Genomic DNA, 16081 nt, shown 5'->3' with positions numbered 1-16081 from the left:
ATGGACAACCTGCAATTCTTTGAAGACAACGGCTACGTGGTGCTGCGGGACTTCTGGCCCGACGGCGAGCTGGACGCCTTGCAGGCACAGCTCGACGAACTGGGCCGGCTGGTGGTCGGGGAGAACTTCAGCTCTGTCGACCGCTCGCGTTACGAGATGACGGCCGAGCAGCAGTCGATGCTGTATGACCGCATGAAGTACCTGCCTGCGCTGTCGTGCATGTCGGGCAGCCAGGCCATCCGCAGCATGTGCCGCGAATTCGGGCTTCAACACCCTTCGCTGATGGGGTGCTGCAACATGCGGCTGGACAAGCCGCATGACGCCCGGCACCTCTTTGCCTGGCACCAGGACTCGGTGTACCTGCTGGGTTCGGTGAACGCAGTCACGGTGTGGGTGCCGCTGCAGGACGTGGATTTGCACCACGGGACCATCCAGGTCGTGGCGGGTAGCCACCGGCGCGGGCTGGCGCCGTTCAAGCGCATCAGCGACAAGGTGATCGCGCCCTATGTGCCGATGCTGCAGCGTGACCTGAGCCTGGCCGAGGAGGTGACCGACGAGCACGTGACCATCGAAGCCAAGCGCGGCGATCTCGTGGTCTTCAAGCAGATGCTGCTGCACCGCAGCACCCCGAACCTGAGCGACCAGATCCGCTGGACGGCTCAGCTGCGCATCACCGACCTGGCCGAACCAGACCACCGCCGCCAGCGCTTTCCCACCGGGGACAAGACCAACATCTTCTATGTGGACTACCCGGGCCATGACAGCGCGGCGCGCCGCGCGCAGGAACAGCAGACGCAACCCGGAGCCATCGCCGCATGACCTCGACAACCACGAATGATCCGCAGGACCCGTCGCGCTATCGCCAGGCTGGCCGCAGCACCTCGGGCGAGGTGGGGTACCGCGGCGCGCTGGACGCACTTTTCACCCACGCGCGCGGCAGCCAGGTCGAAAAGCTTGAGAACTTCGCCTGCTATGTGCCGCGCCAGTCCATGGCCCGCTTCCTGTGCCTGAGCGAGATTTTCAAGCTGGTGCTGAACGTGCAGGGCGACGTGATGGAGTGCGGCGTCAACTGGGGCGGTGGGCTCATGACGTTCGCGCAGTTGAGCGCGATCTGGGAGCCGGTGAACCTGCAGCGCCGCATCGTTGGCTTTGACACCTTCAGCGGGTTCGAATCGGTCTCGCCCGAGGATGAGCACGCGGTGATCCAGACCGCCGAGCGCCGCGCGGGTGGCTACAAGGCCGACAGCCTGGAGGACCTGCGCGAGACTGTGGCGCTGTTCGACGCCAACCGTTTCATCGGCCACATCCAGAAAGTGGAACTGGTGGCCGGGGATGTGGCGCAGACGGTGCCCGCCTACCTTGCGCGCGAACCGCAGACGGTGGTGTCCCTTCTGCACCTGGATCTGGATCTGTACGAGCCGACCAAGGTGTGCATCGAGCATTTCGTGCCCCGCATGCCCAAGGGGGCCGTGATCGTGTTCGACGAGCTGAACAACCGCACCTGGCCCGGTGAAACCCGCGCAGTGATGGAAACGCTGGGGCTGCCGCGCCTGCGCATCCAGCGGTTTCCGTACGAGCCGCATGTGAGCTACGCGGTGCTGGAGTGAGCTTCGGGGTGCCAAACGCCCCGCAGCAGCCCCGTGCGCCGGCTCCCCCGCAGGTTCTGCAGGGGGCCTGCAGAATGCTCGAGCGGGGGCGGGAGGAGGCGGGTCAGCCCTGCCGGGCGAGTGACTCGGAGGCGTAGCGCAGGTACGTGACGGCGAAGTCCCGGTGTCCGTGGGCGAACTCCACTTCGGCCAGGCAGGCCAGCGCCACGGCGTCGTGCGGCACGGCGCCCAGGACGGTCTCGGCCAGCTCGGTGACCTCGATCCAAGGTCGGCTCTGGATCTGGCCGCCCGCAGCCTGGGGCGCGGCGTCGGCTGCCTTGGCCTTGTCCACCAGCGTCTGCAGCCGCTGGTGCGCGTCCTGAAGGCTCACCCGGTGCCCGGGCGCCAGGCCCACGCCGGGCGTGGGCGGCTGCGTCCAGGCCTCTGGCATGCCCGGCAGCCACGATTCCATGGCCCGCAGCTGCGCCTGGGGGTCGCCGGGGGCCTCGGCCCGGGCGAGCCACTGCAGCCACATGGCGCGCAGGCCTTCGCCAAAGAAATGGTTGTAGAGATCCTCCCGCATCAGCGGTGACTGCTCCAGTTGCGCGCGGCCGTTGAGTCGCTGGGCGTTGAGCGCCTGCACGTCGCGGGCCAGGTCCTGCGCGATGCGCACGTAGTCCTCGGGTGTTTCGGCCAGCCACTCGGTGCGGCCCAGGTAGGTGAGCATGCCCACCCCCATGCGGCTCTTGAAGCTGTCGCCCACCATCGAGACCACGGGCAGGCCCATCCACAGGACGTCGAAGGTGGTGGTGCCGCCCGTGAGCGGGAAGGGGTCGAGTGCGATGTCGATGCGGTGGTAGGTGAGGTACTGGTTGTCGTTGCGCAGCGCCACCAAGTCGAGCTGGCCCGCGGGGACGCCCAGGCCCTCGCAACGCTCCCGGTAGGCCTGTGCGAAGTCGGGACGGTCCAGGTTCTTGCCTTCGATGAGCAGGCGGGAGTTGGGCACCGCCGCGAGCACTCTGCCCCACAGCGCCAGCACTTCGTCGGTCAGCTTGCCCAGGTTGTTGCAGGAGCCGAAGGTGATGAAGCCGTTGGCCAGCGCGGGTGTGGGGTGCACCAGGTAGCGCGGCTGGTAGCGCCACAGGGGGTTGCGGCTCATGGGCCGGTAGCAGGTGAAGAACACTGGCAGCCGGTACAGCTGCTCGGTGTACTGGTCGTCGACGTCGGGCGGGTCGGTGACCTCGTCGCTGAACTTGTAGTCCACGGCCGTGAGGCCCGTGGTCGCCGGAAAGCCCAGCCAGGACACCTGCACCGGCGCGGCCTTGTGCGCCATGGCCAGCAGGCCGTTCTGGCCGGTGTGACCTGCCAGGTCGACCAGGATGTCGATGCCCTGCGCGCGGATCGCCTCGGCCTGCTGCCGGGCGGTGAAGCCCGACAGGCGGATGAAATGGTCGGCGTGGCGCTCCACCCGCTCGGTCACGTGGTCGTCGCGCGGGAAAAGGTAGAACGCGAAGATCTCGAACTGGCGCCGGTCCAGCTGCGCGAGCAGCCCTTCCACGAAGTACATCACCGAGTGCACTCGGAAGTCGGGCGACAGGAAGCCGATCTTCAGGCGCCGCCAGGGCGCGCCGCGGTGCGCCTCGAAGGTGGGCCAGTCGGGCACCAGGGGCGGCTCGAACACCGCGCCGAATTCCCGCGCCGCGGCCGCCAACTGCCCGGCGGTGGCCTCGGGGTCGGCCAGCATGAACAGCAGCCTGTTCGTGTAGTTGCCGGGGTCGGCGGGGCGCAGCGCGATGGCCTTTTCGCAGTCTTTCACGGCCTCACGCACCTGGCCGAGCTCGCGCCGGTGGATGGAGCTTTGCATCAGCGCGGCCACCCGGTCCTCCAGCGACTCGGCCAGTTCTGCGGCCTTCTGCGCGGCCGCATAGCCCTTGTCGTGCAGGCTCATCAGATAGCAGCACTCCGCCAGCTTGATCCACGCGATGGCCTGGTGCGGGCGCAGCCGGCAGACCTTGTCCAGCAGTGGGAGCGCGTCATTGTTGTATGCCTGCTCGATCAGCATGTTGGCGTAGTTGACGAGCAACTCGGCATCGTCGGGCCAGTAGACATGCGCCTGCTTGTAGGCCTTGAGCGCGGCGTCGAAGTCACGCTGCTTGCTCAGCGAAAAGCCCAGCAGGCGGTGCGCGGTGAGGTGGCGGCCGTTCTTGCGCAGCGTCTGGCGGCACAGGCGGGTGAGCAGCGGCCAGTCGGCGGCGGCGAGTGCCGCACGCAGGCGGGCATCGTCCTGTTCGTTGTGTTTGGGTTGCACGTTGCGGCCGATCTCCGGGCAAAGGGGCGTCAATGAGGCAGTGTGCCACGCACAAAGGCAAAGGGGCCCGTCGGGGCCCCTTTGTCGTCATCGTTCCACCACCAGCGGGGCTGACAGCAGGCTGCCGATTGTGGTTACTTGAGCAGCGAGAGCACGCCCTGGGGAATCTGGTTGGCCTGGGCCACCATGGCGGTGCCGGCCTGCTGCAGGATCTGGGCGCGCGACAGGTTGGCGGTTTCCGCCGCGAAGTCCGCGTCCTGGATGCGCGAGCGCGAGGCCGATAGGTTTTCCGACGTGATCTGCAGGCTGGCGATGCTGGTCTCGAAGCGCGACTGCATGGCACCGAGCTTGGCGCGCTCGCCGCTGATGAAGGCCAGGGCCGAGTCCACGGTCTTCAAGGCATCGGTCGCGTTGGCGAAGGTCGTCACGTCCAGGTTGGCCACGGTGTGCAGGGCCGAGCCGCCGTTGTCCAACTGGTTGCTGGCAGAGGTCACAGCGAACGATTTTTCGGAGTCCAGCGTGATGTAGCCGCCGGTGCTCACGTTTTCTGCCGTGGCGTCGGCGGTCAGCGTCTGCGCAGTGCCATTGCTGCCGCCCGCTGCGTCATAGCCCGTGACGGTCACGGCTGCTGCGTTGGCATTCACGGTATCGCCGATCACGATGTCGTTGCCGGTCGCGTTCGTCAGGATGATCTGCGTGCCATCCGAGCTCAGCGACGCGTTGATGCCCGTCTTGGCCGATTGCTCGTTGATGGCGGAGACGGCCGGCGACAGGCGGTCGGTGCCGGTGGCAGACGTCAGCGTGAAGGAGATGGTGCGTGCCGCGCCCACGTTGTCGCCTTCCAGGGTCAGCGAGTACGAGCCGGCAGAAGCCAGGCCACCCAGGCGCACTTCGGTGCGGGCCGTGGCCGTCACGCCGGTGGTGGCTTGCAGGGAGTTGACCTGGTCTGCGGTGGCCTTGGCGGTGGCGCCGGAGGTCACGGTCATGGTGCCGGTGCCCAGATAGCCGCTGATGGCCACCGAGCCGGCCGTCACGCCGTTGGTCACGGCGGTGGTGCCGCTGACAGCCGCCTGCGCCCCGATGCCCGAGCCGTTCGATGCAATATTCTGGTTGTTGCCATAGACGTTGGTGCGCAGGTTGGCAGTGGCGGCGACGATGGTCTGGTTGGCATTGGCGCCCACCTGGAACTGCTGCGTACCAAACGTGCCGTCCAGCAATTTCTGGCCGTTGAACTCCGTGGTCTGCGAAATGCGGTCAAGTTCCGCCACCAATTGGCCGACTTCCTGTTGCAGGGCCTGGCGGTCGCCGGCGCTGTTGGAGGCGTTGGCCGACTGCACGGCCAACTCACGCACCCGCTGCAGGATGTTGCCGGCAGATCCCATCGCGCCTTCTGCCACCTGGGCCAGGGAGATACCGTCGTTCGCATTGCGAACAGCCTGGTTCAGGCCGCGGATCTGGCTGGTGAAACGCTCGGAAATCGCCAGGCCCGCCGCGTCGTCCTTGGCGCTGTTGATGCGCAGGCCCGACGAGAGGCGTTGAATGGCGGTGTTCAGCGAGGCCTGGCTGGTGCCCAGATTGCGCTGCGCGGTGAGCGAGCTGATGTTGGTATTGATGGTTGCTGCCATGGCGAAACTCCTTAACGTCGCAAGACGGATCTGTTTGCCGGTTCAAGCGCACCCGTCCGGCTGTCAATGAGGGAACGATGGACGAATTGTGGGGATGCCACTTTTTGGCGTTGGGGAGATAAGCGGCAAAAAAGTCGCACAACTTGTGCGTTTGGCCCTCAAGTTTTCCGGCGACGACCCGAAAACATTTGCAACGGACCGTAAGCGGCCCGCCGTTCACCAGATGCAAAAAGCGCTGGCGAACCCAGGAAGCCAGCGTGGTGCTGGCGCCCCGGCTGGCGGCAACGCCATATTCAGTCAGTTCTTTCTGGAGATTTGCAATGGCTTCCACCATCAATACCAACATCAGCTCGCTCACCGCACAGCGCAACCTGGGCATGAGCCAGACCTCGCTGAATACGTCCATCCAGCGCCTCTCGTCGGGCCTGCGCATCAACAGCGCCAAGGACGACGCGGCGGGCCTGGCGATTTCCGAGCGTTTCACCAGCCAGATCCGCGGCCTGAACCAGGCTGTTCGCAATGCGAACGACGGTATCTCCCTGGCGCAAACCGCTGAAGGCGCGCTGAAGGCTTCCGGCGACATCCTGCAACGTGTGCGTGAACTGGCGGTGCAGTCGGCCAACGCCTCCAACAGTGCCGGCGACCGCCAAGCCCTGCAACAGGAAGTGGGCCAACTGGTGTCCGAACTGGACCGCATCTCGCAAACCACGGAATTCAATGGCTCCAAGCTGCTGGACGGCACGTTTGGCACGCAACAGTTCCAAGTGGGTGCCAACGCCAACCAGACCATCGTCGCTGCCACCGCCAACCTGCGCACCAGCGTCTACGGCAACAACCAGAACGTGGCTTCCAACGGTTCCGGCATCGGCGCCCAGGCACCTGCCAGCGGCACCACCGCCGTGAACAACGGCGTGACCGGCGGCACCGTGGCCATCAGCGGCTACCTGGGCACCGGCAGCCTGACCGTGACCTCCAGCGCCACGGCCAAGGCCACCGCGGACCAGATCAACGGTATCAAGGCCAGCACCGGCGTGACCGCCACGGCCCGCACCGAAGTACGCCTGGGCGGCATGGCATCGGCCGGCTCCTACTCCCTGACGCTCGAAGGTGACAATGTCGGTGCCGCCCGAACCGTGTCCTTCACCCTGACGTCCGCCACCGGCACCGACCGCCTGTCGGCCGCCGTGTCCGCCATCAACGATCAGACGGCCAAGACCGGCATCAATGCATCGCTGAGCTCGGACGGCACGCAGATCATCCTGACCAACGCGACCGGCAACGACATCGTGGTGGGTGACACCACCAACGCCAACGCCGCAGCCGTGACGGTGACGGGCTACGACGCAGCAGGCGCCAGCAACGGCACCGCCCGCACCCTGACGGCCGACTCCACCGCAGAAAACGTGAGCACCGGTGGCTACATCACCCTGGACTCCGAAAAGTCGTTCGCCCTCACCTCGGCCAGCAACCAACTGGACAATGGCGGCTCGGCACTGCAAACGGTGGCCAACCTGGACGTGACCACGTTCAGCAACGCCACCAACGCCCTGAAGACCGTGGACTCCGCCCTGGCCTTCATCAACGGCGAACGCGCCAAGCTCGGTGCTCTGCAATCGCGCTTCGAAACCTCGATCAGCAACCTGCAAGTGACCTCGGAAAACCTGTCTTCTTCGCGCAGCCGCATCCTGGATGCCGACTTCGCCGCAGAAACGGCCAACCTGTCGCGCTCGCAGATCCTGCAACAGGCCGGTACGGCGATGGTGGCCCAGGCCAACCAGCTGCCACAAGGTGTGTTGGCCCTGCTGCGTTAATCACGCAGGGCATGGCGGTCAGGGCGTTGCAGCGCCCTGACGGGACCGGGCGGCGGCAGATTTCTGTCGCCGCCATTTGGCTTTTTGAGACGGCGGGTGCCAGGACCGCTGGATAAGACGGGTTTCCTGGTGCGAATACGGGAGATGCTGGCGGCCATTCGGCGCCATAATTTCCGTTGAACCAGTTCAGGAGGTTGGTATGGCCACGATTTCATCCGTAGGTGTCGGCACGAACGGGCTTGATGTCAAGAACATCATTGCCAAGTTGGTCGAACTGGAAAAAGAGCCGTTGACCAAGCTCGAGGTCCAGGCCGCCACCGTCAAGACCAAGATTTCGGCCTTCGGCCAGATCAAATCACTGGTATCCACGCTGCAGGATGCCGCGAGCAAACTCACCAGCGTGACCGGCTGGAACGGTGTCTCCACCACTTCCTCGGACTCCAAGTTCGTGTCGGCTACCGCCGTGGGCGGCACGCTGCCGACCACCTTCAGTGTGGAGGTGCAGGGCCTGGCCAAGGCGCAAGCCACTGCCTCCGCGGCGCTGCTGCCGGTGGGTGGCGCGCTGGGCGCGGGCACGCTGCGCCTTGAACTGGGCAAGTGGAGTGTGTCCCCCGCGTCCTTCACGCCCGGCTCCGGCCAGCCCGTGGACATCACCGTCAGCGCCAGCGACAAGCTCTCGGACGTGGCCAGCAAGATCAATGGCGCCAATGCCGGTGTGACGGCGTCCATCCTGTCCGATGCTTCGGGCGAACGCCTGCTGCTGCGCAGCAAGAGCACGGGCGAAGAGTTCGGTTTCCGCCTGAGTGTGATGGAAGGCGGCGACACCGACCCACAGAGCGCAGGCAACACCGATGCCAGTGGCCTGTCGCGCCTGGTGGCCGGCTCCACGGTGACGCAGGCGGCCGCCAACGCCAAGGCCACGGTCAACGGCATCGCCGTGTCTTCCGCCACCAACACCTTCGCCACGACGGTGTCGGGTGTGACGTTCAAGGCGGAGCAGATCACCACCGCGCCGATCGAGATCACAGTGGGCAAGGACGAATCCGCGATTCGGGCCAACATCGATGGGTTCGTGAAGGCCTACAACGCCATCAACGAGCTGCTGCAGGACGCCACCAAGTACGACGCCAAGACCAAGTCGGCGGGTTTGCTGCAGGGCGACTCCACCGCCGTGGCGCTGCAGAACTCGCTGCGCAATGCCATCCAGTCGGTGACATCGGGCGGCGGCGCCTACCAGCGCCTGGCCGATGTCGGCATCACCCAGCAGCTGGGCGGCAACCTGGCGGTGGATTCCACCAAGCTGACCAAGGCGCTGACCGACAACCCCGAGGATGTGAAAAACCTGTTCCGCAATACCGGAGGGGGTTCTGCCGACGGCATTGCCGTGCAGTTGAAGGCATTGACGACCAATCTGCTGTCCAACGACGGTTTCTTCAAATCCAAGGACGATACGCTGCAATTGAACCTGAAGCGCAATTCCCAGGACCAGGTTCGCGTGAACGAGAAGGTCGACGCATTTGAAAAACGGATCACCCGGCGCTATAACGCGCTGGATACGCAGTTGAGCAGCCTCAACGGCCTCAATGCCTACATTTCGCAGCAGGTCGCCGCCTGGAACAAGTCGACGGGTTGATAGACAAGGGGCTTCAGTTTTTCTGGCGCAGGCCGATAACTCTAGTAATACCTCGGAAGGATTGTCAGCATGTTCAGCGCCTACAGCCCCCGTGCAGCCAACGCGTACCAACGCATCAATGTAGAGACCAGCATGCACACGATGGACCAGCACCAGCTGGTCAGTCTGCTGTATGAGGGCGTCCTCAACGCCATCGCCACTGCGCGTGGCGCCCTGGCCCGTGGTGACGTGCTGGGCAAGGTCAATGCCATCTCCAAGGCGGTGCGCATCCTGGAAGAGGGGCTGAGCACCTCGCTCGACAAGGTCGACGGCGGCGAGCTGGCCGAAAACCTCGGCGCCCTGTATGACTACTGCATGCGCCGCCTGATCCTGGCCAACGCCCGCAACGACGACGCCATCATGCAGGAAGTGATGCGCCTGATCGAGCCCGTGGCCCAGGGCTGGAACGAAATCAAGAAGAACGGCGCCTCGGCGTCGCCCGCCAATTCCCCCGCCGCTGGCCAGCCCGTGCTGGTGGAGGCCTGAGTCATGTCCCACATGCTGATTGATTACTACAAGGCAATAGAAGACAGCAGCGCCAAGATGCTGGAAGCCGCCAAGCTCAAGGATTGGGATGGCGTGGTGCGCTACGAGGGCGCCTGCGCCGTGCTGATCGAGCAGCTGCGCTTCAAGTCGCAAGAGCACGAGCTCCTGCCCGAGCACCGCCGTGAAAAGACCCGCATCATGCAGCGCATCCTGCGCAATGACGCCCAGATCCGCTGCCTGGCTGAACCCTGGCTGGCACAGTTCGAGCACCTGTTCGAAGGGCAGCCGCAGATGATGCACTGAGGCCGCGCTGGCGCATCAAGACAAAGCCGACCCATCGAGGTCGGCTTTTTCGTGGGTGAAATGGGGCTCTACCGATGGCCTGGCAAGCGCGATCAGCTATTGAATCGAGAGCAACCGCTCGCTGGTGCCTGTCATCAAGGAGCCAGGGCCAGCGACGCGTCGCCCGGCACCTTGTGGCAGGAGTTTGGGGTATTCTTTTGAGGCGAAAAATGCCTCTAGCGCTTGCCTACAATGCGTAAGCAGCTACGAAATCAGGAGTAATTTCCGCCCACCGCCGCTTGATACCGGCGCGCCCCAGGCCAGGGATGCCAAGCAAGGGCCGCCCCGCAGCGAGGGCATCGTCCCTCTGCCCGCAACGTGCAGCGTTGCGAGAGCGGGGGGAAGGCGCGCAGCGCCTCAGGGGGTGTCCCTGGTTACACCTGCATGTTCATGATGTCGGTATACGCCTGCACCATGCGATTGCGCACGTGCAGCGTGGCCTGGAAACCGATCTGGGCCTTCTGGATGGCCACCATGGTCTCTTCCAGGCTGACGGAGGGGTTCTCCATCTGGACCTCGGTCTGCAGGTTGGATGACTTGTTCTGCGCCGCGCTCACCGATTGCAGTGCGCCCTTGAGCGCTCCCGAGAAGCCCACGTCGTTGCCGTCGTTTTGCGGCGCTGCAGCACGGCGCGCCACGCCTGCGCCCGACAGGGGGGCGGTAGAGCTGGAAATGCGAAGGTCCATGGCAGAGGTTCCGTGGGGAATGGGGGTATGCTGCGTATCCTAGCCATCGGGCCGGGGCCCATCGCTTGGAATTGATGGCCAAACGCGCGGCTTATCCAGCGAACATTTTGAAGGCGTGACCGAATAATCGACTCCACGCTTTGGTCCCTCGTCGGGCCTTCCTTACTGGAACGCAAGATGTCTGCAGTTGCTGAAATTCCCGTCAACAATCCCCCCGCCAGCCCGAACTGGCTGCAGCGCCTGTCGACGCTCGACCGGGCCAAGCGCATGCGTCTGGGTGTGGGCGTGGCGCTGCTGGTGGCGGCGGCCATTGCGGCCATCGTGCTGGGCCGCCAGCCTGACTACCGCGTACTGTTCGCCAACCTGAGCGACAAGGACGGCGGTGCCATCGTCGCCCAGCTGTCGCAGATGAACGTGCCCTACAAGTATGCGGACGGCGGCGGCGCGATTCTTATCCCATCCGACCGCGTGCACGACGTGCGTCTGCGCCTGGCCACCCAGGGCCTGCCCAAGGGCTCGGTGACCGGGTTCGAGCTCATGGAATCGAGCAAGTTCGGCATGACCCAGTTCCAGGAGCGCCTGAACTTCCAGCGCGGGCTGGAGGGGGAGCTGACCCGCTCCATCCAGGCGCTGTCTTCCGTGCAGGGCGCACGCGTGCACCTGGCCCTGCCCAACCAGAACGGTTTTTTCCGCGAACAGCAAAAGCCCTCTGCCTCCGTGCTGGTCAGCCTGCACCCCGGCCGCATCCTGGACCGCGCCCAACTGGCGGGCATCGTGCATCTGGTGGCTTCGAGCGTGCCGGAACTCTCTCCGTCCGCCGTGAGCGTGCTCGACGATACCGGCAAGCTGCTGTCGCAGTCGCCCGATGCCGGCAATGGGATCGGCAGCGAGGTGAACGCCCAGCAACTGCTGCACGTGCAGCAGCTGGAGCAGCAGTACACCCGGCGCATCCTGGACATTCTGGAGCCTGTGGTGGGGCGCAACAACGTCAAGGCGCAGGTCACGGCCGAAGTGGACTTCACGCAGACGGAATCGACTTCCGAGCAGTTCCGCCCCAATCAGACGCCCGATTCCTCGGCCATTCGCAGCCAGCAGGTGCTGGAGAGCAAGGGCAGCGCGAACAAGACGGCCACGGGCGTGCCCGGTGCCGTGTCCAACCAGCCTCCGGCCCCGACGACGGCCCCCATCAATGGCGCCAACCCTGCGCCCACGGCGGGCAACACCCAGCAAGGCACCGAGGAGCAGACCAGCAAGCGCGAGTCGACCACGAACTACGAAGTGGACAAGACCGTGCGCGTGACCCGTGGCAGCACCGGCAGCGTCAAGCGCCTGAGTGCCGCGGTGGTCGTGAACTACCAGACGGGCGAAGACAAGGGCAAGCCGATCACCAAGGCGCTGACCCCTGAACAGCTGGAGCAGATGACCGCCCTGGTGCGCGAGACCATCGGCTTCAACAAGGACCGTGGCGATTCCGTCAACCTCATGAACACGCCGTTCCAGGTCGACGCCACACCCCTGAGCGACATCCCTCTGTGGAAGCAGCCCGAGGTGATCGACCTGGCCAAGACCTTTGCCTGGCCTGTCGGTGCGGTGCTGTTCGCAGCCTTGGTGCTGCTGGGCCTGGTGCGCCCCGCGCTCAAGGGTGGAAACGCAGCTGCCAAGCCCCAGGCCATCACCGCCGCCGGCGCGCAGCTCGATGCGGTGGAATCGGAAACGCCCGAGCGCCCCGCGCTGCCTGCACCGAACAAGAAGGACGAAGTGCTGCCTGCCACGCCGGAGCAGTTGCGCCTGGAGGATGCGCGCGTGCTGGCCAAGGAAAATCCCGTGGCCGTCGCCAACATCCTGAAGGGTTGGCTCAACGGCGATCCTGTCTGAAAAACCAACACACTCCGGACGACCACCATGGACGAGCAAGGACTCAACGACGCCGCCATCATGCTGATGTCCCTCGGCGAAGAAGAGGCTGCCGAGGTTTTCAAGCACTTCTCGCCCAAGGAGGTGCAGAAGCTGGGCGAAACCATCGCCCGCATGCGCTCGGTGTCGCGCGAGAAGGTGGACGAGGTCATCAACAAGTTCTCGAATGCGGCGTCCGCGCAGAGTCTGCTTGTATCTGACACCGGCAACTATGTGCGGGCTGTGCTCAAGCGCGCGCTGGGCGACGACAAGGCGGGGCTGCTGATCGACCGCATCCTGCAGGGCGGCGACGTCTCGGGCATCGAAAGCCTCAAGTGGATGGATCCGCTGTCGGTGGCTGAGCTGCTGCGCAACGAGCATCCGCAGATCGTGGCCGCCATCCTGGTGCATCTGGACAGTGACCAGGCCTCGGGCATCCTCATGCATCTCACGGACCGCCAGCGCAGCGAGATCCTGTTGCGCGTGGCCACGCTGGAAGGCATCCAGCCGACGGCGCTCAAGGACCTGAACGAGGTGCTGTTCAAGGTGCTGGCCGGCGGCGACAAGATCCGCAAGAGCTCGCTGGGTGGCGTCAAGGCGGCGGCCGAGATCATCAACCTGCTGGGCGGCAACATGGATGCCGTGGTGCTCGAATCCATCCGAGGCTACGACCCCGACCTCGCCCAGAAGATCATGGACAAGATGTTCGTATTCGAGGACGTGCTCAAGCTCGACGACAAGGCGATCCAGACGGTGCTCAAGGAAGTGGCGTCCGAGACGCTCATCGTGGCGCTCAAGGGCGCGGTGCCCGAGCTGCGCGAGAAATTCCTGTCCAACATGTCCTCGCGCGCCTCCGAGGCCATGCGCGAAGACCTGGAGTCGCGCGGCCCCATGCGGCTGTCCGAGGTCGAGGCGCAGCAAAAGGAAATCTTGAAGACCGTGCGGCGCCTGTCCGACGAGGGCCAGATCGTGATCGGCGGCGGCGGCGACGATGCGTTCGTCTAGCGCCAGCCACAGCCCGTACAGAGACATTTGAATGATGACAAGCCCCCACCACCGGTCGTACTCACGCTTCATCCCGAGCGAAGAGGTGGGCGATTTCACGCAATGGAAGTTCGGCGCCGTGGATGGTTCCGATCTGGTCGAGCCTGAGCCCGCCGAGCCGGCCGCGGAACTCCCGCCCGAGGTCGATGAAGCGGCCCAGCAGGCCCTGATCCAGCAAGCATGCGACGACGCCTATGCCGAGGGCTTTGCCCAGGGCCAGGCCGAGACGGCGCTCGAATGGCAGCGCCGCATGGACGAATACATCGCGCAGCAGGGCGCGGAGTCTGCACAACGGCTGCAGGCAGCGCTGCAGACCTTCGAGGCCAGCCTGGACGACATGCAGCAGCAGATGGCCCAGCAACTGCTGGAGCTGGCCTGCGACATCGCACGCCAGGTGGTGCGCCAGGAGCTGTCGGTCAACCCGAACGCCCTGCAGCCCGTGGTGCGCGAGGCCGTGAACATGCTCGTCACCGAAGGCCGCCCTGCCATGGTCCGCCTGAACCCCGATGACATGGAGGCCATGGCGCAGCCGCTCAGGGAAGAAATGGACGGGCCGGGCGTGCAATGGCTGGCGGACGCCGCCGTGGCGCCTGGTGGTTGCCTGGTGGAATCTGCGGGCACCGTGGTGGATGGCAGCCTGGACAAGCGCTGGCAGCGCGCCATCGCGGCGCTGGGGCTGCAGTCGCCGTGGCAGCAGCAAGAGGAGGGTGGCGATGAGCAGCGTTGACGCAGCCCCGCCCTCCACGGCCTGGGCGCAGTTCATGAACGACGCGCGCCAGCGCATGGCAGAGGCGCCGTCCCTGGAGACACGCGGCACGCTGACCCGGCTGACGGGCCTGGTGCTCGAAGCCGTGGGGATTCGCGTGCCGGTGGGATCGCAGTGCATGATCCAGATGCCGGGGCATGAACCCGTCCTTGCCGAAGTGGTGGGCTTCTCTGCCGACCGGGCTTTCCTGATGCCTGCGGGCGATATCCATGGGCTGTCGAGTGGGGCCAGCGTGGTGCCGGCGGCGCCGTACGTGCCCGTGCCGCGACTGGGCGAGCCCGCGCGTGCGATCCAGCGGGCCGGAGTGCTGCGTCTGCCGATGGGCGATGGCCTGTTGGGCCGCGTCGTGGACTCCCAGGGCCTGCCTCTGGACCACGGCGGCCCGGTGCTGGACGTGGTGGCCGAGCCCATGGGCCGCCGCCAGATCAACGCCATGGACCGCGACCCCGTGCGTGAGCCGCTGGACACTGGCGTTCGCGCCATCAATGCACTGCTGACGGTGGGCCGCGGCCAGCGGCTGGGCCTGTTCGCGGGCTCGGGCGTAGGCAAGAGTGTGCTGCTGGGCATGATGGCCCGCTACACCCAGGCCGACGTCATCGTGGTGGGGCTGATCGGCGAGCGTGGACGTGAGGTCAAGGAATTCGTCGAGGACATCCTGGGTGAAGACGGCCGCGCACGCTCGGTCGTGGTGGCGGCGCCGGCCGATGCTCCGCCGCTCTTGCGCATGCAGGGGGCGGCCTACGCCACGGCCGTGGCCGAGCATTTTCGCGACAAGGGCAAGCATGTGCTGCTGCTCATGGATTCGCTCACGCGCTATGCGATGGCCCAGCGCGAGATCGCCCTGGCCATTGGCGAGCCGCCCGCGACCAAGGGGTATCCGCCCTCGTGTTTTGCCAAGCTGCCCGCGCTGGTGGAGCGCAGCGGCAACGGCCTGCATGGTGTGGGCTCCATCACCGCGTTCTATACGGTGCTCTCCGAGGGTGACGACCAGCAGGACCCCATCGCCGATGCCGCGCGGGCCATCCTGGACGGCCACATCGTGCTTTCGCGCGCGCTGGCCGAGACGGGGCACTTTCCTGCCATCGACATCGAGCAGTCCGCGTCGCGGGTGATGCACAACGTCGTGGACCGCGCGCACTTCGATCTGGCGCGGCGCTTTCGCGCGGTGTACTCGCGCTACCAGAAAAGCCGTGACCTGGTGCAGGTGGGGGCGTACATGAGCGGCTCGGACCCGGCGCTGGACGAAGCCATCCGACTGCAGCCCGAGATGGCGACCTTCCTGCAGCAGGATATGTTCGAGGCGGCTTCCATGGACCAGAGCATCGGTGCCATGGCGTCTGTGCTGGACCATTGACCGCAGCGACCACACGCACGCACATCAGTCCAGGCAGCCCGCCATGTCCAACCTCCAGTCCCTCGCCGTCGCCGTCGAAGTGTCCGAGCGCAAGCGCGATGAAGCCCGCAGGGTGCTCCAGGACGCGCTGGCGGCACAGCAGGCGGCGCGTGCACAGCTGGATCAACTGGAGGACTACGCTCGCGAAACCGAGGCGCGATGGGGCATGAAAGCGGACACTGCCATGCAGCCCGAGGTGATGTACCACCACTACCAGTTCATGGCCCGCCTGGGCCATGCGGCCGGCATGCAGACAGGCGTGGTCGGAGACCACGCCGGCCGGGTAGATGCCGCGCAGCGGGCCTTGCTGGACGCTGAGTTGCGGCTGGCCAGCCTTCGCAAGGTCATGGACAAGCGCCGGTATGAACTGGAGCTGGCGCAGGCACGAAGAGATCAGAAACAAACCGATGAGCGGGCTGCCTTGCAGTACAGCAATGCAAGCCGCAGCTCTGTGGGCCAGGAGTGACCG

14 protein-coding genes are annotated in these 16081 nt (G+C 65.6%); 11 read left to right on the top strand and 3 right to left on the bottom strand.

What is annotated here, in order from left to right; translation table 11 throughout:
- Both KW835_RS23945 and KW835_RS23940 read left to right on the top strand, forming a co-directional pair.
- A complete protein-coding gene (locus KW835_RS23945) occupies window positions 1-819 on the top strand; it encodes a phytanoyl-CoA dioxygenase family protein (RefSeq protein WP_218387050.1) in 819 nt (272 codons plus the stop codon).
- Window positions 816-1607 (top strand): TylF/MycF family methyltransferase, encoded by a 792-nt coding sequence (locus tag KW835_RS23940; protein WP_218387048.1) that lies wholly within the window; start codon window positions 816-818, stop codon window positions 1605-1607. The genes KW835_RS23945 and KW835_RS23940 overlap by 4 nt, the downstream gene beginning before the upstream one ends.
- 103 nt (window positions 1608-1710) lie before the next feature.
- On the opposite strand, the gene KW835_RS23935 is transcribed toward KW835_RS23940, so the two are convergent.
- Both KW835_RS23935 and KW835_RS23930 read right to left on the bottom strand, forming a co-directional pair.
- Window positions 1711-3894, bottom strand: a complete 2184-nt coding sequence (locus KW835_RS23935) for a glycosyltransferase family 41 protein (RefSeq protein WP_218387046.1) — start codon at window positions 3892-3894, stop codon at window positions 1711-1713.
- Window positions 3895-4028: 134 nt separating this feature from the next.
- On the bottom strand, window positions 4029-5519 hold the full coding sequence (locus KW835_RS23930; RefSeq protein WP_218387045.1) for a flagellin: 1491 nt from the start codon (window positions 5517-5519) through the stop codon (window positions 4029-4031).
- A 320-nt stretch (window positions 5520-5839) separates the two neighbouring features.
- Between KW835_RS23930 and KW835_RS23925 the strand changes: the two genes are divergently transcribed.
- The 4 genes from KW835_RS23925 to KW835_RS23910 all read left to right on the top strand — a co-directional run bounded on the left by KW835_RS23925 (window position 5840) and on the right by KW835_RS23910 (window position 9791).
- A complete protein-coding gene (locus tag KW835_RS23925; protein ID WP_218387043.1) occupies window positions 5840-7330 on the top strand; it encodes a flagellin in 1491 nt (496 codons plus the stop codon).
- A gap of 199 nt (window positions 7331-7529) precedes the next feature.
- Window positions 7530-8963: a flagellar filament capping protein FliD gene (gene fliD, locus KW835_RS23920; protein ID WP_218387041.1), complete on the top strand. Its 1434-nt coding sequence runs from the start codon at window positions 7530-7532 to the stop codon at window positions 8961-8963.
- Between the two features lie 69 nt (window positions 8964-9032).
- Complete coding sequence (gene fliS, locus KW835_RS23915; RefSeq protein ID WP_218387039.1) at window positions 9033-9488, top strand: flagellar export chaperone FliS; 456 nt, start codon at window positions 9033-9035, stop codon at window positions 9486-9488.
- Window positions 9489-9491: 3 nt separating this feature from the next.
- Window positions 9492-9791 carry a flagellar protein FliT gene (locus KW835_RS23910; protein WP_007860919.1) on the top strand — a complete coding sequence of 100 codons (300 nt, stop codon included), beginning with the start codon at window positions 9492-9494 and terminating at the stop codon, window positions 9789-9791.
- 413 nt (window positions 9792-10204) lie between these two features.
- On the opposite strand, the gene fliE is transcribed toward KW835_RS23910, so the two are convergent.
- Window positions 10205-10516 carry a flagellar hook-basal body complex protein FliE gene (gene fliE / locus KW835_RS23905; RefSeq protein ID WP_218387038.1) on the bottom strand — a complete coding sequence of 104 codons (312 nt, stop codon included), beginning with the start codon at window positions 10514-10516 and terminating at the stop codon, window positions 10205-10207.
- Between the two features lie 177 nt (window positions 10517-10693).
- Here fliE and fliF point away from each other — a divergent pair, with 177 nt between their 5' ends.
- Genes fliF through fliJ form a run of 5 tightly spaced genes read left to right on the top strand, consistent with a single transcriptional unit; the run spans window position 10694 to window position 16078 of the window.
- Window positions 10694-12391 carry a flagellar basal-body MS-ring/collar protein FliF gene (fliF, locus tag KW835_RS23900; protein WP_218387036.1) on the top strand — a complete coding sequence of 566 codons (1698 nt, stop codon included), beginning with the start codon at window positions 10694-10696 and terminating at the stop codon, window positions 12389-12391.
- Window positions 12392-12418: 27 nt separating this feature from the next.
- Window positions 12419-13414 carry a flagellar motor switch protein FliG gene (gene fliG / locus KW835_RS23895; RefSeq protein ID WP_218387034.1) on the top strand — a complete coding sequence of 332 codons (996 nt, stop codon included), beginning with the start codon at window positions 12419-12421 and terminating at the stop codon, window positions 13412-13414.
- Window positions 13415-13445: 31 nt separating this feature from the next.
- A complete protein-coding gene (locus KW835_RS23890; RefSeq protein ID WP_218387033.1) occupies window positions 13446-14180 on the top strand; it encodes a flagellar assembly protein FliH in 735 nt (244 codons plus the stop codon).
- Window positions 14167-15573: a flagellar protein export ATPase FliI gene (gene fliI / locus KW835_RS23885; protein ID WP_218387031.1), complete on the top strand. Its 1407-nt coding sequence runs from the start codon at window positions 14167-14169 to the stop codon at window positions 15571-15573. Before KW835_RS23890 ends, fliI begins: the two co-directional genes overlap by 14 nt.
- Before the next feature lie 43 nt (window positions 15574-15616).
- Window positions 15617-16078, top strand: coding sequence for a flagellar export protein FliJ (fliJ, locus tag KW835_RS23880; protein ID WP_218387030.1), 462 nt, complete (start codon window positions 15617-15619; stop codon window positions 16076-16078).
- Window positions 16079-16081 lie beyond the last annotated feature (3 nt).

Origin of the sequence: Acidovorax sp. sic0104, from assembly GCF_019219095.1 — a bacterium.
Taxonomy (GTDB): domain Bacteria; phylum Pseudomonadota; class Gammaproteobacteria; order Burkholderiales; family Burkholderiaceae_C; genus Acidovorax.
Note: the sequence above shows the minus strand (reverse complement) of the source record. Positions and strands in the feature narration are given on the sequence as shown.